This is a genomic window from Streptomyces sp. NPDC088116 (genome assembly GCF_044741745.1).
GTDB lineage: Bacteria > Actinomycetota > Actinomycetes > Streptomycetales > Streptomycetaceae > Streptomyces.
The window spans coordinates 1,053,426-1,072,387 of sequence record NZ_JBIUTF010000002.1 but is presented as its reverse complement, the minus strand read 5'-3'; the positions used below and the strand labels follow the sequence as shown (position 1 = coordinate 1,072,387).

Here is an 18,962-nt window from a genome sequence, read left to right as displayed (position 1 = left end):
GGAACCTCAGGACCTCACTGGCCCTGTTCGTCACGGCGACGCTGCCACCGCTGCTCGATGCGGTTCATCATCGAGCGACGCTGTCCGGGTTGTCGTTGGCCGGTCTGCGGAGCGCCCGATGCCTGCTGCTCACCAGGTTTCGGCGCCTTGCGCCAACCGGTGATCGCCAGGACCGCACAGCCCAGCATGACGAGGAAGCCCACCACACTGATCCAGATCTGCTGGGCGACCATTCCGGCCATGAGGAGCGCGATTCCCACCAGGAAGCCTGCGACCGCCTGGTAGACCCGTCGCCGGGTGTATGTACGCAGCCCGCTTCCCTCAAGCGCTGTCGCGAACTTGGGATCTTCGGCGTACAGCGCTCGCTCCATTTGCTCGAGCATTCGCTGCTCGTGCTCCGAGAGCGGCACGGAGTCCTCCTAGTCGTCGGTCGCGGGGGGCGACCGTTATGCGGCCCCTTCAAGGATAGGCAGGGAATCGCCCCCGTGAAACCCGCCCTCAACGCCATTTCGCCGTTCCGGGCCGCCATGTCGGCTCGGCCGCTGAGGCGTTGATTCCCCATCCGTCGAACCGTCATGCCGGATCGTCTACCCCGATCATACGGCGCCCGGCGCTCCGCCGGGGGGCCTGTGGCACACTCCATCCGCCGCTGCGTCGCTGATCAGCCACGGCGTGGGCCTTTCGGACACCTTTCACCGGCTTCGGAACGGCCTCCGGTCAGTCCCGCTTCTCACCCAGCACATGCAACTGGGTGGCCACGGAATGGAAAGCGGGCAGCTCGGCGGCGGCCTTCTCCAGTTCCAGCAGGGCGTCCAGCGCCCCGGGCTGGGTGTCCACCAGTCCGCCGGGGACCAGGTCGCTGAAAACCCGCACGCCGTGTACGGAGCCGACCGTGAGACCGGCGTCACCGACCAGGTCCGTGAGCTGTTCGGCGGTGAAGCGCCGGGGCACGGGGTCGCCCTCGCCCCAGCGTCCCGCCGGGTCGGCGAGCGCCTGCCGGGCCTCGGCGAAGTGCCCGGCGAGAGCCCTGGCCAGGACGGCGCCGCCCAGGCCGGCGGCCAGCAGGCTGAGCGCCCCGGCCGGCCGGAGTGCGTCGACCGCGTTCCGTACGCCCTCGGCCGGGTCGTCCACGTACTCCAGGACGCCATGGCACAGGACGGCGTCGAAGCCTCCGCGCTCGACCACGTCGAAGAGGCCGTGGATGTCCCCCTGGACTCCACGGACGCGCTCGGCCACGCCCGCTTCGGCCGCCCGGCGCTCCAGTGCGAAGAGCGCGTTCGGGCTGGGGTCGACCACGGTCACCCGATGCCCCAGACGGGCGACTGGCACCGCGAAGTTGCCCGTCCCCCCTCCGGTGTCGAGCACGTCGAGGGTGTCCGTCCCCGCCGCCTTGACCCGGCGGTCGAGGGCGTCCCTGAGGACCTCCCAGACCACGGCGGTACGGAGGGAGCCGCGGGGGCGCGATGGCGTCTTTCCACTGGAGACAGGGGAAGGGTCCGACACGGCAGTTGACTCCTTGGCGCGGTGCCGCCCCGAGCGGCGGGGCGTAGAACAGTGCAGGCTGCGTCCACCCTATTGCCTTCACCACCCGTCACCGTCCTCACCACCCGTCACCGCCGCCACGGCCCGTCGCGGCCTTCGCCGTCCTCCGTCACTTCCGCCGTCCGGCCCGGTCACTCGGCGGCATCACCTCGCGGCAGCTGTCCGGCCCGGGGCCGGGGCAGCTCCGGTTCGAGTACCAGCAGCCGCTCCACCAGGCGCAGGAACATGGCCACGTCACGCAGCAGATCGTCGGCGTCGCGGCTGCCCACCGCGCCCTTTATGCCTGCCTCGGCGCGCGCTCTGCGTGGGGCACCCGAGGCGAAGAGAGCGCTCCACTCGGACAGTTCCGGCGCGATCTCGGGCAGAACCTCCCACGCGCTGCGGATACGCCGGCGCCGCTGGCTGGTGGCCTCCGGGCGGCCCCGGGCGGCGAGCATCGCGGCGGCGGTGCGCAGGGCGGCGAGATGGGCCGTGGCATAGCGCTCGTTCGGAGTGTCCAGCGTCGCGGCCTCATCGAGCCCCCTGCGCGCCTGGGCGAGCAGGTCGAGGGCTGCGGGCGGCGCGGTGGTGCGCCGCTGGACGGGGTGGACATCGCCGGCCGGACCGGTCAGTGAGGGTGCAGGGCCGCCTGTAGGGCGCCGGCGTGCGGCACCGGCGTAGGAGCTGGCCATGACGGAGCCTCCTGTCGTCGTGTAACGGCACCGTGGCCGTATGTGTCCATCCTGAGGGGCACCACTGACAATCGGCCCTGACCTGCGGTTTTGCCTCGCTCGTCAGTTCGGAGTACTTTTTGAACTGACCAGTCAGTACAAAAAAATAGGACCTGGGGAGGGCACGTGGTCAGCCGAGAGGACGACCGGGGCAGCCACGGCGGCGAAGACAAAGGACCCGGCGTACGCAGCGCGCATCGCGTCCTCGGCGCGGCCGTCAGCGCCGAGAACTTCGGGCTCAAGGGGTCGCGCGGCTGGGTGTTCCGCCATGTCCGGGTCGATGCCGCGCCCGGCACCGTCGTGGCGATCGTGGGCCCGTCGGGCTCCGGCCGTACCTGCCTGCTGCTCGCGCTCACCGGCCGGATGCGACCGACCGAGGGCCGGGCCGAGGTCGGCGGGCTGGCTCTGCCGCGCGCCATGCCCGCCGTACGCCGGATCAGCTCCCTCGGTCCCGTCCCGGGCGTGAGCGATCTCGATCCGGCCCTGACCGTCGCCGAGCATCTGCGCGAACGCGCCTTGCTGCAACGCCGGTTCGGAGGTTCGCTCCGCGCCCTGCTGCGCCCGCGCGCCGAGCGGGCCGCCGAGGCCCGTGGCCGTATCGATGCCGCGCTCGCCGCCGCCGGGCTCGACACGGCCACTCTGCCGAAGGGCGAACGCACCTCGGTACGCGACCTGGAGCGGCTGGAGGCTCTGCGCCTCTCGGTGGCCCTCGCCCTGATCGGCCGGCCCCGACTGCTGGCCGTGGACGACCTGGATCTCAAACTCTCCGACACCGGCCGGGCCGAGGCTTGGCAGCTCATGCGGTCCGTCGCCGACGGTGGCACAACAGTGCTGGCCGTGTGCAGCCAGGCTCCCGGAGTCGGCGCCGGTGCGGACGGCGTGGACGGCATCGTCCGTACGGAGGAGCCGAACGACGAGCCGAACGAGGACACCGAGCACGAGGAAGGGGCAGCCGATGCGCTCGCCGAAACTGGCCGCGCTTGAGCTGAAGCGGTTCGGCAGGGGAAGACTGCCGATCGCCGCGCTCGTCGCGATCATGCTGCTGCCGCTGCTGTACGGCGCGCTGTACCTGTGGTCCTTCTGGGATCCGTACGGACGGCTCGACCGCATCCCCGTCGCGCTCGTCAACGACGACAAGGGCGCCACCGCCGCCGGCCGGAAGATCACGGCCGGCGACGAGATCACCCAAGGCCTGCGCGACAGCAAGGTGTTCGCCTGGCACGAAGTGAGCTCGGCCGAGGCGCGCAAGGGCGTGGAGGACGGCTCGTACTACCTCTCCCTGACCATGCCGTCGGATCTCAGTAAGAGGATCGCGTCCAGTTCCGGCGACGCACCCGGGACAGGCGCGCTTCAGGTACGTACGAACGACGCCAACAGCTACATTGTCGGCCAGCTCTCCCGGACCGTGTTCGCGGAGGTGCGGAGGGCCGCGTCGACGAACGCCTCCCGCTCCTTCCTCGACAAGATATTCATCTCCTTCTCCGGCATCCATGACGCCACCGAGAAGGCGGCCAAGGGCGCCGACAAGCTCAAGGGCGGTATCGGACAGGCCAAGAAGGGCTCCAAGGATCTCGCGGACGGGCTGAACACCGCCAAGGACGGCAGCGGTGAGCTGGCCGGCGGACTGACGAAGCTCGACAAGGGCGCGGCCGATCTGGAGACCGGCTCCCAACAGGTCGCCGACGGAACCCAGTCACTCGCCGACAAGGTCAACGGCGTGGCCAGGGACGTCCGTCCGTACCTCAAGGACAAGGGGAAGACGATCGCCGGATCGGCACGGCTGGTGGCGGATTCGTCCCGGACGATACGGGACAACCTCGGCCTGCTCGTGAAGTCCGCCCCCACGGCCGCGACCAGGGCCCGGCAGGCCTCCGACGAACTGGACACCGTCTACCGGACACGTTGCGAGAACCTCCCCGGGACTGGGAACGGGAACGGGAACGGGAACGGCGCCGAATCCACGACGGCCCCCGAAACGAACACCGGCACGGGCACGAACACCGGCACCGGCACACCCCCCGCCGCCACGACCGTCGTTCCCGACCCCTCCGCCTGCCCCGCGCTCAACCGCGCCAGGACCGCCGCCGCCGACGTGGCCGAAGTCGCCGACGACATCAACGCCCTCGTCACGGCCAACAGCGGCGACCTCAAGAAGCTGGACGGCCGGCTCGCCACGCTCCAGAAGCAGGCGAACGACCTCGCCGGACGCGCGCCTCATCTGGACGAGGACCTGGAGACCGCCGTCACGAAGATCAACGCGCTCAACACCGGCGCCAAGAGGGTCGCCAAGGGCGCGGACCAGCTGCACACCGGACTGGTCGGCGCCAAGAAGGGCTCCACCACGCTCGACACCGGCATCGGCGATCTGAAGACCGGCGCGCACTCTCTCGACGGCGGGCTCTTCAAACTCACCGACGGATCGGCCGAACTGGCCGGCGGCCTGAGCGACGGCGTCGGGAAGATCCCCGACTACGACCGGAAGGACCGGGACCGGCGTACGGATGTGATGGCCGACCCCGTCCAGCTCGCGTCACGGTCCATGCACGCGGCGCCCAACTACGGCACCGGCTTCGCCCCGTACTTCATTCCGCTGTCCCTCTGGGTCGGCGCGATGGTGGCGTACATGCTGATCCAGCCCATGAACCGGCGCGCGCTGGCCGCCGGCGCCTCCTCCTGGCGCATCGCGCTGGCGGGCTGGCTGCCGGTCGCCGCGATCGGTCTGCTCCAGGTCGGCGCGCTGATCTCCGTACTGCACTGGGCCATCGGTCTGGAGATGGCCCACGCCGCCGGCACCGTCGGCTTCCTCGCCCTGGTCACCTGCTGCTTCACGGCGATCATCCAGTGGCTCAACGCCCGCTTCGGACCGGCGGGCCGCATCCTCGTCCTGGCGCTGCTGATGCTCCAGCTGACCTCGGCCGGCGGTACCTATCCCGTACAGACCAGTCCGGGCTTCTTCGGTGCCATCCACCCCTTCCTGCCGATGAGTTACGTGGTCGAGGCGCTGCGCCGGCTCATCACGGGCGGCGGACTCGGTCCGGTCTGGCAGGCCTGCGCCGTCCTCGCCGCCTTCACCGCGGGCGCGCTGGCGCTGACCGCCCTGTCCGCGCGGCGCAAGCAGGTGTGGACGCTCGACCGGCTGCATCCCGAGCTGAGCCTGTGAGCATGGCGCACCGGTGGGGTGCGGACCTGTGACAATCGTCGCCATGGACAGCTCCAGCACCCGCCGCCAGGCCACCCGGCAGAAGCTCTACGAGGCCGCCGTGACCCTCATCGCCGAGCAGGGCTTCTCCGCCACGACGGTGGACGAGATCGCCGAGCGCGCCGGGGTCGCCAAGGGCACGGTCTACTACAACTTCAAGAGCAAGACGGAGCTGTTCGAGGAGTTGCTGCGGCACGGCGTCGGGCTGCTCACCTCCTCCCTGCGAACCGCCGCCGACGAGACGTCCGCGCGCGGCGGCAGCAGGGTCGAGGCGCTCGACGCGATGATCAGGGCCGGCCTGGTCTTCATCGACCGCTACCCGGCCTTCACCCAGCTGTACGTCGCCGAACTGTGGCGGACGAACCGGGCCTGGCAGTCGACGCTGCTGGTGGTGCGTCAGGAGGCGGTCGCGGTGGTCGAGACGGTGCTCAGGGAGGCCGTCGAGGGCGGTGAGCTGAGCGACGAGATCGATATTCCGCTGACGGCGGCGGCGTTGGTCGGGATGGTGCTGGTGGCGGCTCTGGACTGGCAGGCGTTCCAGCCGGAGCGGTCGATAGACGACGTGCACTCGGCGCTCTCGCTGCTGTTGCATGGCCGGGTCGGCGGGCGCTGACACCGTCGCACCGACCCCACGGAACGGCCTGGCCCGAATGGAGCGGAAAAGCGTCGGCCCGGTGAGGCTCAGTCCCCCTGAGCCTCACCGGGCCGACGCGTTCCCCCGTGTCTCCCCCGTGCCCCCCGCTTCCCCCGTGCCCCCGTGGTGCCGGAGAGCCCGCTTCCTCGTGATCCCCCGTGATCCCCCGTGGTCGCTGGGCTCCCCGTTTGCACCCCCGTGCCGGCAGGGGAGCCGCGCCGTTTCCGCCGCCCCGTGTCGGCGGTTCCGGCGCCGCGCCCCTTCCGTGGTCTCCACTCTTCCGTCTTCGCAGGTGGCACCCCATCCGCGCGCCTACTCATCTCCCGTACTAGGTACGGGTACTCAGTCCTGCGCACTACTGCCCACAGCCTCGGACCCGAGTGGGCACGCTGCTGGTGCCCGGCATCGCGACCGAGGCGTTCCTGGCCCCCGATTCCGCCGCCTCCTGCGCGGCCAGGCACCGTGCGGGCGGGAGAAATGCCTGGCCACGGGTGGGATTCCCCGACCGCCGGGCCGAATTGTCAGTGCCGGTCGTTACAGTCATTCGCATGGCACGGATTGTGGTGATCGGCGCCGGGACGGGCGCCATGGCGGCGGCCGCCCGGCTGGCTGTGGCGGGCCACCGGGTGACGGTGTACGAACGCGCGGCGACCTACGGCGGGTCGGTGGGCCGGTTCGAGCGGGACGGATTCGTCTTCGACACCGGGCCCGGTCTGCTGCATCTCCCGGCCGTCTACCGCGATCTGTTCGTCAAGACCGGCAAAGAGCCCTTGGAGGAGTGCGTCCAGCTCGACCAGGTCGACCCGGCGAGCCGCCATGTCTTCGCGGACGGCACCGACGTGCGGTTGCCGAACGCGTCGCGCGGAGGTGTGGTCTCCGCCCTGGACGCGGCGCTCGGCGCGGGCGCGGGTGAACGCTGGGGGGCGTTCCTCGGCCGGGCCAGGGACGCCTGGGACCGCTCGCGCCGGCCGTTGCTGGAGGAGCCGCTGTGGGCCGACCGGCAGGTGCTCGGGCGCGATCCGTATCCGGCCGTCCGGCACCGGCGACTGCTGCGCGGCGCCCGGCAGGCCACCACGGTCGCGGAGATCGGTGCCTGGGAGCTGGCAGACCCCCGGCTCGCCGCCCTGCTGGACGGGTACGCCCTGTCGTACGGCCTCGACCCGCGGCACGCTCCGGCGGGCGCCGCCCTGCTCCCGTATCTGGAGCAGACCTTCGGCAGCTGGTATGTGCGCGGCGGGATACGGGAGTTGGCGCGGGCGGTGTACGAGCGGTGCGTGGCCCGCAAGGTGGAGTTCGTCTTCGGGGCCGAAGTGACCCGGATCGTCGAGAAGGACGGCGCGGCCGCCGGGATCGAGTTGGCGGACGGCACGGTCGTCGCGGCGGACCGGGTGGTCGCGGGCGTCGCGTCGCAGCCTCTCGTGGAGCGCGACCTGTGGGAGGACGGTGACGTACGACCGGGGGAATCGGTCGGCGGCGCCCTGGTGCCCGGACGGTTCACGGTGCTGCTGGCGCTGCGCGGGGCGCGGGACGGGGACGCGGCGCACCGCACGGTGGTGCACTCCCCCGACGGGAGCGCCGAAGCGGCCGAGGTCTTCGCCGGTGGCACGGCACAGCGCCCGACGGTCACGGTGCTGCGGCCCGACGACCCGGGGACGCGTCCCGACGAAGGCCATGAGGCGGTGACGGTCACGGCGACGGTCGCGCCGCACGGCCCGGTGGACTGGTCCGACGGGGCACTGCGCGAGCGGTACGCGGATGTGCTGGTGGCGGCGGCCGAGGCGGCCGTGCCGGGAGTGGCGGAGCGGCTCGTCCGGCGCGAGGTGCGGACGCCCGCCGACACAGCCGCGCAGACGGGGGCGACCGGCGGCTCGGTCCCGGCGCCCGCGCTGGCCGGAGCCGGGGGCCGGCTGCTGCGTCCGTCGAACATCACCCGGATGTCCGGGCTCTATCTGGCGGGCGGCTGGGCACATCCGGGCGGCGGGCTCGCCCACGCCGGGATGTCGGGGGCGCTGGTCGCGGGGCTGATCGTCGAAGGAGCGGGCTTCCGGGGCTCACAGTGACGGCGCGGCTCGAGCGGCGCGCTCCGACCCCAAGGGTTTTCTGACTGCCAGGGCCGCCACCCCCAGGCCCCCCGGGGGGCTGCTCGGTCCAACTGGAGCTGCCCGGCCGTCGGCGGTCCGACCCACGGCCCTTCCGGCGAGGCCGCTGCCCCACGGGCTACTGGCCGCTGGCCGCTGGCCGCCGAGCACTTCCGCCCGTCAGTAGCGGTACTGCTGGTCGTTGTAATTGGGGTCGTAGCCGGGCGGCTGCGGCTGGTCCCCATCGCGGTCGCGCTGCTGCGGGACCCAGATCCCGCCGGGCGGGGTGTCGTTGCCGTACTGCTCCTGCCCCCCGTAGGGGTCGGCGTACTGCTGCTGGCCGCCGAAGCTGTCGTACGAGCCGTACTGCTGACCGGCGTTGGCCGAGCCGATGTACGGGTCGGAGTACGCGGCGTACTGCTGCTGGCCGCTGCCGTAGTCGTACTGAGCCGCGTAGACGTCCTGGCTCGCGTAACCGCCCTGGTCCGCGTAGGTGCCCTGGCCGGCGTAGGCGTCCTGTGCCCCGTACGCGTCCTGGCCCACGGAGGGCTCATAGGCGGGGTAGCCGTATCCGCCGCCGTACTCGTTCGTGCCGGAGTGGTGCGGCTGTCCCGGTGTCCGCGTGTCCTGGTCCGCGTCGTTGTAGACGCCGTACTGCCCTGTCTCATCGGGGATCGGCTCCGGCTCGTACACCGGGGTGGTCTCGGCGGTCGACGGCAGCGCCTCGTACGCGGCGGTGGTCTCGGCGGCCGGGACCACCGGCTCGTACTCCAGGTCCGAGACCTCGAGCGCGGGCTCACGGTCGGCGGCCTTGCCAACGGCCCTGCGACGGCGGCTGGCTCCCGGACGGCCACCGATCGCCCACCCCGTGGAGAAGCCGCGGCGGAAGGAGAGGGTCACATAGGTCTGGCCGATCGCGAACGCGATCGTGCCCAGGGCGATGACGAAGACGGAGGGCACCAGGACACCGAGCACCACGCCCATGAATCCGGTGAAGGCGAGAAGGCGCCAGCGCAGCCGCGCCTTGTACTGGAGCAGCACTTCGCCCAGCAACCACAGTGCCACGATGCCGAACGCGATATAGAGGACCGTCCAGCCCATGCCCGCCCCTCTCTTGCGGCCACCGCCCCGGGACAAGGCGGGTACGGCCGGTCACGACTGCTCGTGCAGTCCGAGATTCTCGTAGATTTCGAGCGTCGCAGTGGAGTTGTTGAGTGTAATGAAGTGCAGGCCGGGGACGCCCTCGGAGAGCAGACCGGCGCAGAACTCCGTCGCGAACTCGATGCCAATGGAGCGTACAGCGACGGGATCGTCCTTGACCGAGAGGATCCGCTCTTTCAACTCCTGCGGGAAGACCGCGGTACTGAGCTGCGGCAGCCGTTCCAGCATCTTGACGCTGGTGACCGGCATGATCTCGGGAATGATCGGGGTCGCGCAACCCGCGGCCTCGACCCGGTCGCGCAACCGCAGATAGCCCTCGGGTTCGAAGAACATCTGCGTGATCGCGTAGTCGGCACCGGCGCGGCACTTGTCCACGAAGTGGCGTATGTCGGAGTCCCAGTCGCAGGAGCGCGGATGCATCTCGGGGAAGGCCGCCACCCCGACGCAGAAGTCCCCGGACTCCTTGATGAGGCTGACCAGTTCGGCGGCGTAGCGCACGCCCTGGGGGTGCTTGACCCACTCGCCCATGGGGTCGCCGGGCGGGTCGCCACGGACGGCGAGGATGTTGCGGATCCCGGCGCCGGCGTACTGCCCGATCATGTTGCGCAGTTCGGCGACGGACTGGCCGACCGCGGTGAGATGCGCTACCGGCGTGAGCGTGGTGTCGGAGGCGATCTGCTGGGTGGCCTTGACGGTGCCGTCGCGGGTGGAGCCGCCGGCGCCGTAGGTCACGGAGACAAAGCTCGGGGCCACCGCTTCGACCCGGCGCAGCGCGTTCCAGAGGTTGCGCTCACCCTTCTCGGTCTTGGGCGCCCAGAACTCGAACGAGAAGGAAGTCTTGCCGGTCGCGAGTAGATCGCGCACGGTCAGTGCGCGATCAGATCTGGTCGAAGCTGTGCCAAGGGCCATACGTGCAGGTTATCGAGGGCGCGGCGCTCACCCAACCGTGCCAGGTAATTTGCCGGGATTGCCCGTTAACTGTCCACTCTGCGGACACCTATGACCGACCGGTGATCACTCACCGGACACCTGCCGGCCACCAGCTGGACGACTTCGCCGCGGCAGCCCCCCGCCGTACAGCCGCCCTGGTGTACGGCTGCCCCGCCGTACGGCTGCCCTGGTGTACGGCTGCTCTGCCGTACGGCTGCTCTGCCGTACGGCAGCACGCGCAACCCGGTGCGGTCACCCGTCACAGCGCGCGTTCCCGTACCCGCTCGGCCAGTGCGGCCGAAGCCGCTGCCGGGTCGTCGGCCTCGGTGATCGCCCGTACGACGACGACCCTGCGGGCACCGGCGTCCAGCACCTCGTCGAGACGGGCCGCGTCGATCCCGCCGATCGCGAACCACGGGCGCTCCGTGGCCAGCGACGCGGCATGACGCACCAGGCCGAGCCCCGGCGCGTGGCGGCCGGGCTTGGTCGGGGTGGGCCAGCACGGGCCCGTGCAGAAATAGTCCACACCGGGCTCGACGGCAGCCGCGTCCACCTCGACGGCGGCATGGGTGGAACGGCCGATCAGCGGAGTATCCCCGAGGATCGCTCGGGCCGCCGGGACGGGCAGGTCTCCCTGTCCCAGATGCAGTACGTCGGAGCCGATGGCATGCGCCACATCGGCGCGGTCGTTCACGGCCAGCAGCTTGCCGTGGCGGCGGCAGGCGTCGGCGAAGACCTGGAGGTGATCCAGCTCCTCGGCCGCCTCCATGCCCTTGTCCCGCAGCTGCACGATGTCCACGCCCGAGGTGAGTACGGCATCGAGGAACGCGGGAAGGTCCCCCTGCCGTTTGCGGGCGTCCGTACAGAGGTAGAGCCGGGCATCGGACAGCGACGCATGAGCCGTGGGCATGAAAGAAGGTCCCCCGTTGGTCGGCGGTGCACGGCGAGTGATGACCGCGCGGCGCGGTCATGGCGTCGCCGTACACCGCGAGTGATGGTCTCGTCAGACGGCGAGCGCCTGGGCCCGGCGCTTCACCTCCGTGCCGCGATTCTCACTGAGTGCCTGCGCGGGCGTGCCCGGCAGGGTGGGGTCGGGGGTGAAGAGCCACTCAAGCATCTCTTCGTCGGTGAAGCTGTCGTCCCTCAGGAGCGTCAAGGTCCCGGCCAGGCCCTTGACGACCTTGTTGCCGTCAATGAAGGCGGCAGGCACCTGGAGCGTCCTGTTCTCGCCGCGGCGCACCGCGATCAGCTGGCCTTCCTTCACCAGCTGCCGCACACGCGTCACCTCGACATCGAGCATTTCCGCGATGTCGGGCAGGTGAAGCCAGGCGGGGACGAGAGCATCGATCTTTGCGTCAATCTCGGTCACAGGACAAGCCTGCCATCTAGGACTGACAGACGGTACCCGAGGCACCCCGGACGTGGCCGTCCTGCGCCGAGAGCGTGGTGGGTCACCGCATGTGATGGGTCACCGCGTGTGGTGAGCCCATCGCAGTCGCTCACCGTCACCGTCACCGAACGGTCAGACAACAGCCTTCCGCAGCGGCACCGCCGGATCCGCGGCCCGTTCCCGGTCCAGCCGCGCGCCCGTGTCGATCAGTTTGCGGCCCTGCGCGAGGTCCCTGGGCCTGCCCACCGCCAGCAGTCCCACCAGCACCTCTCCGCGCAGCCACACCACCGACCAGGCCGCCCCCGCCGGATCGCCGCGCCACACCAGTGTGTCGGCGAACTCGTGATGGCCCGCGTACTGCACGAAGCGGCCGAACTGCTCGGACCAGAAGTACGGCACCGGGTCGTAGACCTGCTCGGTCTCGCCGATCACCTGGGCGGCGACCGTACGCGGGCCCTGGAGCGCGTTGTCCCAGTGGTGTACCAGCAGCCGCTCGCCGTAGCGGGTGGACGGGAAGGAGGCGCAGTCGCCCACCGCGTACACCTCGGGCAGCGAGGTCCGCAGCCGTTCGTCCGCCGTGACCGAACCGTCCGGGCCGAGGGCGATGCCCGAGCCGGCGAGCCAGCCTGTCGCGGGCCGTGCCCCGATGCCGACGACCACCGCGTCGGCCGGCAGCTGCCGGCCGTCCGCGAGGACGACCGTGCCGGGTTCGACGCCCGCCACGCGCGCGTGCGTCAGCAGTTCCGCCCCGCTCTCGGCGTACCAGTCGGCCATGGGCGCGGCGACCTCGGCGGGCAGGGCGCCCGCGAACGGCGCGTCCGCCGCCTCCACCACCGTCACGACACAACCCGCCGTACGGGCGGCCGTCGCGAACTCGGCGCCGATCCACCCCGCTCCCACGACCACGATCTCCTGCCGCTGCTCCAGGATGGGGCGCAGCCGTTCCGCGTCGTCCAGTGTGCGCAGCAGGTGGACGTGGGCGAGGTCCTCGGTGCCGGGCAGCGGAACCGGCTCGGCTCCGGTGGCGATGACCAGGATGTCGTACGGAACGGGACCGGCGGGGGTGTCGAGTTCCCGCGCGGACGCCCGCAGCCCGGTCACTTCCAGCCCCAGCCGCAGGTCGACGGTGAGCCCCTCGAAGTCGATGTCGAAGGCCGAGCCGGCCGCCTGTCCGAGCAGCACCGCCTTGGAGAGCGGCGGCCGGTCGTAGGGCGGGTGCGGTTCGGCGCCGATCAGGGTGACCGGGCCGCCGTAGCCCTTCTCCCGCAGGGCCACCGCGGTCTGTACGCCGGCCATGCCCGCGCCGACGATCACCACGCGCGGCTGTTCCGTCCGCCGCGGGCTCTGCTCCTGCCCCTGGCTGTGGCTCTGGCCCTGGCCCTGGTCCTGGCCCTGATCTTGATCCGTCCGCATCCGCTGCTCGCTCACCCGATCACCTTAGACAGCTGATGATTCGTCAGGAAAGGAGCCGCTCGTCCAGCCCGGCGCGGATGCCTGCGAGAGCGGCGACGACGGAGCCCTGGGGCGTGTCCGCCCGGCGAACGGGCCTCGGCCAACGCTCCCCTGCTGCGCCCGGGGACAGGGCGTTAGTCTGGCCGTTGACACTACCTCGCGGGAGTCCGGGCGCACCGGGCTGAGAGGGAGGCTGAGGCGGCCTCCGACCGTACGAACCTGATCCGGGTCATGCCGGCGAAGGGAGGGGCTGGACGCCCATGCAGTCATCTCACGCATCTCATACGACCGGTCAGCCCGGTCAGTCCGAACGGTCCGGTCAGTCCGAACGGTCCGGTCAGTCCGAACGGTCCGGTCAGTCCGAACGGTCCGGTCGAGAAGCCCGTACGGGCAGTACGAGCACGGGGTCGGACGTACTGGACGTACTCGTCATCGGCGGCGGGATCATCGGCCTGGTCACCGCCTGGCGGGCGGCACAGCGCGGACTGCATACCGCCGTCGCCGACCCCGAGCCCGGTGGCGGGGCCGCGCGGGTCGCGGCCGGCATGCTCGCCGCCGTCACCGAACTCCACTACGGCGAACAGACATTGCTCGGGCTCAATCTCGCCTCCGCCGAGCGCTACCCCGGCTTTGTCGCGGAGCTGGAGGAGGCCAGTGGCCAGGACACCGGCTACCGCGCCTGCGGCACCCTGGCCGTCGCCCTCGACACCGACGACCGCGCCCAGCTGCGCGAGCTGCACGCCCTCCAGCAGCGCTCGGGGCTCGCCTCGGAGTGGCTCACGGGCCGTGAGTGCCGGCGCCTGGAACCGATGCTCGCGCCGGGCGTGCGCGGGGGCCTGCGCGTGGACGGCGACCACCAGATCGACCCACGACGGCTGGCATCGGCCCTGCTGACCGCGTGCGAGCGGGCCGGGGTGGTCTTCCACCGCGCCTGGGCCGACCGCCTCTCCGTCGTACGGGAACGGGCCACCGGTGCCGTCCTCTCCGACGGCCGTACGCTCACCGCCGACCAGGTAGTGCTGGCGGGCGGCAGCCTCAGCGGCAGGCTCTCGGGCGTACCGGACAACATCACGCCGCCGGTACGGCCCGTCAAGGGCCAGGTCCTGCGGCTGACCGTCCCCCGCCCGTACGCGCCCTTCCTGTCCCGGACGGTACGGGCGGTGGTGCGCGGCAGCCACATCTACCTCGTCCCGCGCGCCAACGGCGAGCTGGTCATCGGCGCCACCAGCGAAGATCTCGGCTGGGACAGCACGGTCACCGCGGGCGGGGTGTACGAGCTGCTGCGCGACGCCCACGAACTGGTCCCCGGCATCACCGAGCTGCCGCTCACCGAGACCCTCGCCGGGCTGCGCCCCGGGTCGCCGGACAACGCACCGCTGCTCGGGCCCACCGCGCTGCCGGGACTGCACCTGGCCACCGGCCACTTCCGTAACGGCGTCCTTCTCACGCCCGTCACCGGCGACGCGATGGCCGACGCACTGACCACGGGCGAACTGCCGGACGAGGCCCGGCCGTTCACGCCCCGCCGTTTCTCCCCCGACTCCTACTCCGCGGCCTCCGTCCCCGCCGCCTCCGTACATCAGGAGAAGCCCTCATGACCGGTATCAACGTCAACGCCTCCGTGAACGTCTTCGTGAACGGCGAACCCCGCGAACTGGCCGCGGCCACCACACTGGACCTCGTGGTCGCGGCCCTCACTCCCGCGCCGTCGGGCATCGCCGCCGCCGTCAACGAGACGGTGGTCCCGCGCACCCGGTGGTCCGGCACGCGGCTCGGCGAGGGCGACCGCGTGGAAGTCCTCACCGCTGTCCAGGGAGGCTGAGCCCCATGGCGGACGACCAGCTCACCATCGGTTCCACCACCTTCGCCTCACGGTTGATCATGGGGACGGGCGGGGCGCCCAGCCTCGACGTACTGGAACGCTCTCTGATCGCCTCCGGCACCGAACTCACCACGGTCGCGATGCGCCGCCTGGACCCCACGGTCCAGGGCTCCGTCCTGTCCGTGCTCGACTCCCTCGGCATCCGCGCCCTGCCCAACACCGCCGGCTGCCACACCGCCGGGGAGGCGGTGCTCACCGCCCGCCTCGCACGCGAAGCGCTCGGCACGGACTGGGTGAAACTGGAGGTCGTCGCGGACGAGCGCACCCTGCTCCCCGACCCGATCGAACTGCTCGACGCGGCCGAGACCCTGGTCGACGACGGCTTCACCGTGCTGCCGTACACCAACGACGATCCGGTACTCGCCCGGAAACTGGAGGATGTCGGCTGCGCCGCGATCATGCCGCTGGGCTCGCCCATCGGCTCCGGGCTCGGCATCCGCAACCCGCACAACTTCCAGCTGATCGTCGAGCACGCGCGCGTCCCGGTGATCCTCGACGCGGGCGCGGGCACCGCGTCGGACGCGGCGCTGGCGATGGAGCTGGGCTGCGCGGCGGTGATGCTGGCGTCGGCGGTCACCCGCGCGCAGGAACCGGTGCTGATGGCCGAGGCGATGCGGTACGCGGTGGAGGCGGGGCGGCTGGCGCGGAGGGCTGGGCGGATTCCCCGGCGGCACTTCGCCACGGCGTCGTCGCCTGCGGAGGGGGTGGCGGTGCTGGACCCGGAGCGGCCGTTCTTCTGACGGGGAGGTGTCGCCGTCCCGTGCGGTGTGCCGTCCGGCGGGATGCGGGGGCGGTGTGTGCCATGGGTGGTGCGGGGCGGTGTGTGCCGTCCGGCGGGATGCGGGGGCGGTGTGTGCCATCGGTGGTGCGGGGCGGTGTGTGCCATCGGTGGTGCGGGGGCGGTGGCCTCCGGAGGCGCATGTCCGGACTGCGTGATGTACGGCGCGTGCGGATTTGATTGTTGGGTGCGGGCCGGTGTGCGCCACACATCACGCTTTACGTCCGGACACGTCACCTCCTGCGACCCCGCCCCCCTCCCGCCGGTCGCCCGCCTGCGGGCCGCCTCGTATGGGCGAGTGAGCCGAAGGGGCGCCACCGTCGTGAGGGAGCGCGGGCAGATTTGTGAGGTACGACCCGGGGCTGCGGGAGCGTCGCCCCTGGCTCGTAGACTCACCTGCGTGGATACGACCCTCAATGACCCCATCGTCGGGCAGGTGCTCGACGGCCGCTACCGCGTCGACGCGCGCATCGCTGTCGGCGGTATGGCCACGGTCTACCGGGCCGTCGACACCCGGCTGGACCGCGTTCTGGCCCTCAAGGTGATGCACCCGGCGCTCGCCGCCGATGTCTCGTTCGTGGAGCGTTTCATCCGGGAGGCCAAGTCGGTGGCGCGGCTGTCGCACCCCAATGTGGTCGCGGTGTTCGACCAGGGTGCGGAGGGGGCGTATGTCTATCTGGCGATGGAGTACGTCGCCGGGTGCACGCTCCGCGATGTGCTGCGGGATCGTGGTGCGCTCCAGCCGCGGGCCGCGCTGGACATCCTGGAGCCGGTGCTCGCGGCGCTCGGCTCCGCGCATCGTGCCGGGTTCGTCCACCGGGACATGAAGCCCGAGAACGTGCTGATAGGGGACGACGGCCGGGTGAAGGTCGCCGATTTCGGTCTCGTACGGACCGTGGGCGATGTCACCAACACCACCGGGACCGTCCTCGGCACGGTGCCGTATCTCGCGCCGGAGCAGATCGAGTACGGCGAGTCCGACACGCGGGTCGATGTGTATGCCTGCGGTGTCGTGCTGCACGAGATGCTGACCGGCGCCAAGCCGCACGGCGGGGACACGCCCGCCCAGGTTCTCTACCGGCATCTGAACGAGGACGTGCCGGCGCCGTCGGCCGCCGTTCCCGGGCTCGCCGTCGAGTTGGACGAGCTGGTCGCGGCGGCCACCGCCCGTGACCCCGATGTACGTCCGCACGACGCGGTGGCGCTGCTCGCCCTGGTCCGTGAGACCCGTGCCGCGCTGAGTGACGCGCAGTTGGACGCCATACCGCCGCAGGCCAAGCCGGAGGCGGAGGAGGGTGCGGCTGCCGACGGCCGTACGACGGTGATCCCGCGCATCCTTCCCGCCGAGGACGTGCCGGAGGAAGCGCGGGTCCAGCACACCTCACGGTTGGAGATGGCGCCCGCGGACCGCACGCCTCCGGACAGGCGGAGTCGGCCGCGGCGCCGCGTGGGAATGCCCCGCCGTGGCGTCCTCGCGACGATCGTCGCCGTGCTGCTCGTGCTCGGTGTGGGGACGGGGGTCTGGTACATCAACTCCGGGCAGTTCACCCATGTCCCCTCGCTGCTCGGCCAGAGCGAGCAGGAGGCCAGGAAGCGGCTCTCGGACGAGGGGCTCGACGTCAAGATCGGCAAGGACTTCAGCGACTCCTTCGAGCGCGGCACGGTCATGCGCAGCGATCCCGCTCCACGCGCGCGGATCCGGGGCAACGGCACGGTGACCATCGTGATCTCGCGTGGCCCGAAGATCGTCAAGGTCCCCGATCTGGAGAGCATGCCCCTGGCCGAGGCCAGGCGGACGCTGAAGAAGGCCGGGCTGGCCCCGGGAGTGGTCAACCGGTCGTTCGACGACAACATCGCGCAGGGGTCCGTGATCCGTTCGTCCCCCGCGTCCGGGACCGAGGTGCGGCCCGATTCCGGTGTCGCGCTGGTGGTGAGCAAGGGCAGCCCGGTCGAGGTCCCCGGTGTGACCGGGGAGAGCGCGGACGACGCCGCCGCCGCGCTCAAGGAGGAAGGGCTCAAGGTCAAGATCGCCTCGGTGCGGGTGAACTCCCCCGTGGACGCGGGCTCCGTCGCCAGGCAGTCCCCCGCCGAGGGCTCTGAGCTGTCCCGTGGAGAGACCGTCACCCTGACCGTTTCCAAGGGCCCGCGAATGATCTCCGTACCGGATGTCACCGGGCAGAAGACCGACGAGGCCAGGAAACAGCTGGAGGCTGCGGGCTTCGAGGTCAAGGTCGAGCGCGGCTTCCCCTTCCTGAACGACTCGGTGGACGAGCAGTCCGTCAAGGGCGGCGACAAGGCCGCCGAGGGCAGCACCATCACCATCAAGACCAAGGGGATCTAGTCAGCCATGCGCAACCCTGTCGGCGGCCATGTCCCGGTGGCTGGTGGCCTTGCCACGACCGGTCTGCCCTACGCGCATGAGCTGGGCGCCGAGACCGTCCAGGTCTTCGCGGCCAATCCGCGTGGCTGGGCGACACCTGCCGGGAATCCGGCGCAGGACGAGAAATTCCGCGCCGAGTGCGCGGCCGAGCGGATCACGGCGTACGTGCACGCTCCGTACCTGATCAACTTCGGCTCGCACACCGAGGCGACGGCCGAGAAGTCCGTGGAGTCCCTGCGGCACAGCCTGCGCCGGGGCCGGGAGATCGGCGCGCTGGGTGTGGTCGTGCATACGGGGTCGGCGACCGGGGGCCGCACCCGCGAGGTGGCACTCGCGCAGGTACGGGAGCGGATGCTGCCGCTCCTCGACGAACTGACCCATGACGACGACCCGTTCCTGCTCCTGGAGTCGACCGCCGGGCAGGGGTTCTCACTCTGCTCCATGACCTGGGACTTCGGGCCGTATTTCGAGGCGCTCGACTCGCATCCCAAGCTGGGCGTGTGCCTGGACACCTGTCACATCTTCGCGGCCGGGCACGATCTCACGGGGCCGCACGGGATGCGCCGGACGCTGGATCAGCTGGTGGACACGGTCGGAGAGGGCCGGCTCAAGCTGATCCACGCCAATGACTCGAAGGACGTGGCGGGCGCGCACAAGGACCGGCACGAGAACATCGGCGTGGGGAAGATCGGCGAGGAGCCGTTCCGCGAACTGTTCTCACATCCGGCGACCGAGAACGTACCTCTGGTGATCGAGACACCGGGCGGCAAGGAAGGTCACGCGGCGGATGTCGAGCGGCTCAAGAAGCTCCGCGACAGCTGATCCA

The 18,962-nt window shown here is 71.1% G+C and carries 17 protein-coding genes and 1 riboswitch; of the genes, 9 read left to right on the top strand and 8 right to left on the bottom strand.

The annotated features are described in order from the left end of the window. Nucleotides 1-14: 14 nt before the first annotated feature. From ACIOJD_RS11035 to ACIOJD_RS11025, 3 genes are all read right to left on the bottom strand, one after another. Entirely contained in the window at nucleotides 15-410 is a 396-nt protein-coding gene (locus ACIOJD_RS11035) for a DUF3040 domain-containing protein (RefSeq protein WP_401910926.1), read from the bottom strand. A 307-nt stretch (nucleotides 411-717) separates the two neighbouring features. After that, a complete protein-coding gene (locus tag ACIOJD_RS11030; RefSeq protein WP_401911736.1) occupies nucleotides 718-1,434 on the bottom strand; it encodes a methyltransferase in 717 nt (238 codons plus the stop codon). A gap of 239 nt (nucleotides 1,435-1,673) precedes the next feature. Further along, nucleotides 1,674-2,213: an SAV_6107 family HEPN domain-containing protein gene (locus ACIOJD_RS11025; protein WP_401910924.1), complete on the bottom strand. Its 540-nt coding sequence runs from the start codon at nucleotides 2,211-2,213 to the stop codon at nucleotides 1,674-1,676. A gap of 165 nt (nucleotides 2,214-2,378) precedes the next feature. Between ACIOJD_RS11025 and ACIOJD_RS11020 the strand changes: the two genes are divergently transcribed. The 4 genes from ACIOJD_RS11020 to ACIOJD_RS11005 all read left to right on the top strand — a co-directional run bounded on the left by ACIOJD_RS11020 (nucleotide 2,379) and on the right by ACIOJD_RS11005 (nucleotide 8,145). After that, nucleotides 2,379-3,236, top strand: coding sequence for an ATP-binding cassette domain-containing protein (locus ACIOJD_RS11020; protein ID WP_401910922.1), 858 nt, complete (start codon nucleotides 2,379-2,381; stop codon nucleotides 3,234-3,236). Continuing rightward, nucleotides 3,208-5,412 carry a YhgE/Pip family protein gene (locus ACIOJD_RS11015; protein ID WP_401910921.1) on the top strand — a complete coding sequence of 735 codons (2,205 nt, stop codon included), beginning with the start codon at nucleotides 3,208-3,210 and terminating at the stop codon, nucleotides 5,410-5,412. The genes ACIOJD_RS11020 and ACIOJD_RS11015 overlap by 29 nt, the downstream gene beginning before the upstream one ends. 43 nt (nucleotides 5,413-5,455) lie before the next feature. Continuing rightward, nucleotides 5,456-6,064: a TetR/AcrR family transcriptional regulator gene (locus tag ACIOJD_RS11010; RefSeq protein WP_401910918.1), complete on the top strand. Its 609-nt coding sequence runs from the start codon at nucleotides 5,456-5,458 to the stop codon at nucleotides 6,062-6,064. Between the two features lie 569 nt (nucleotides 6,065-6,633). Continuing rightward, complete coding sequence (locus ACIOJD_RS11005; RefSeq protein ID WP_401910916.1) at nucleotides 6,634-8,145, top strand: phytoene desaturase family protein; 1,512 nt, start codon at nucleotides 6,634-6,636, stop codon at nucleotides 8,143-8,145. A gap of 198 nt (nucleotides 8,146-8,343) precedes the next feature. Here ACIOJD_RS11005 and ACIOJD_RS11000 read toward each other — a convergent pair whose 3' ends face one another. The 5 genes from ACIOJD_RS11000 to ACIOJD_RS10980 all read right to left on the bottom strand — a co-directional run bounded on the left by ACIOJD_RS11000 (nucleotide 8,344) and on the right by ACIOJD_RS10980 (nucleotide 13,072). Continuing rightward, complete coding sequence (locus ACIOJD_RS11000; protein WP_401910913.1) at nucleotides 8,344-9,264, bottom strand: hypothetical protein; 921 nt, start codon at nucleotides 9,262-9,264, stop codon at nucleotides 8,344-8,346. Nucleotides 9,265-9,315: 51 nt separating this feature from the next. Next, complete coding sequence (gene metF, locus ACIOJD_RS10995; RefSeq protein ID WP_401910912.1) at nucleotides 9,316-10,233, bottom strand: methylenetetrahydrofolate reductase [NAD(P)H]; 918 nt, start codon at nucleotides 10,231-10,233, stop codon at nucleotides 9,316-9,318. Between the two features lie 280 nt (nucleotides 10,234-10,513). Continuing rightward, entirely contained in the window at nucleotides 10,514-11,164 is a 651-nt protein-coding gene (gene thiE, locus ACIOJD_RS10990) for a thiamine phosphate synthase (RefSeq protein ID WP_401910909.1), read from the bottom strand. 93 nt (nucleotides 11,165-11,257) lie between these two features. Beyond that, nucleotides 11,258-11,623, bottom strand: a complete 366-nt coding sequence (locus ACIOJD_RS10985) for an Rv2175c family DNA-binding protein (protein WP_401910907.1) — start codon at nucleotides 11,621-11,623, stop codon at nucleotides 11,258-11,260. A 153-nt stretch (nucleotides 11,624-11,776) separates the two neighbouring features. Beyond that, the gene (locus tag ACIOJD_RS10980; RefSeq protein ID WP_401910905.1) at nucleotides 11,777-13,072 is read right to left on the bottom strand and encodes an NAD(P)/FAD-dependent oxidoreductase; all 1,296 of its coding nucleotides are present in this window, start codon (nucleotides 13,070-13,072) and stop codon (nucleotides 11,777-11,779) included. A 173-nt stretch (nucleotides 13,073-13,245) separates the two neighbouring features. Then, nucleotides 13,246-13,359: riboswitch (TPP riboswitch) on the top strand. Between the two features lie 153 nt (nucleotides 13,360-13,512). Here ACIOJD_RS10980 and thiO point away from each other — a divergent pair. The 5 genes from thiO to ACIOJD_RS10955 all read left to right on the top strand — a co-directional run bounded on the left by thiO (nucleotide 13,513) and on the right by ACIOJD_RS10955 (nucleotide 18,958). Beyond that, nucleotides 13,513-14,694 (top strand): glycine oxidase ThiO, encoded by a 1,182-nt coding sequence (gene thiO, locus ACIOJD_RS10975; RefSeq protein ID WP_401911734.1) that lies wholly within the window; start codon nucleotides 13,513-13,515, stop codon nucleotides 14,692-14,694. Nucleotides 14,695-14,717: 23 nt separating this feature from the next. Then, nucleotides 14,718-14,918, top strand: coding sequence for a sulfur carrier protein ThiS (gene thiS, locus ACIOJD_RS10970; protein ID WP_401911732.1), 201 nt, complete (start codon nucleotides 14,718-14,720; stop codon nucleotides 14,916-14,918). 5 nt (nucleotides 14,919-14,923) lie between these two features. Beyond that, on the top strand, nucleotides 14,924-15,718 hold the full coding sequence (locus tag ACIOJD_RS10965; protein WP_401910903.1) for a thiazole synthase: 795 nt from the start codon (nucleotides 14,924-14,926) through the stop codon (nucleotides 15,716-15,718). Nucleotides 15,719-16,156: 438 nt separating this feature from the next. After that, on the top strand, nucleotides 16,157-18,097 hold the full coding sequence (gene pknB, locus ACIOJD_RS10960; protein WP_401910901.1) for a Stk1 family PASTA domain-containing Ser/Thr kinase: 1,941 nt from the start codon (nucleotides 16,157-16,159) through the stop codon (nucleotides 18,095-18,097). A 6-nt stretch (nucleotides 18,098-18,103) separates the two neighbouring features. Then, on the top strand, nucleotides 18,104-18,958 hold the full coding sequence (locus ACIOJD_RS10955) for a deoxyribonuclease IV (RefSeq protein ID WP_401910898.1): 855 nt from the start codon (nucleotides 18,104-18,106) through the stop codon (nucleotides 18,956-18,958). Nucleotides 18,959-18,962: the final 4 nt, after the last annotated feature.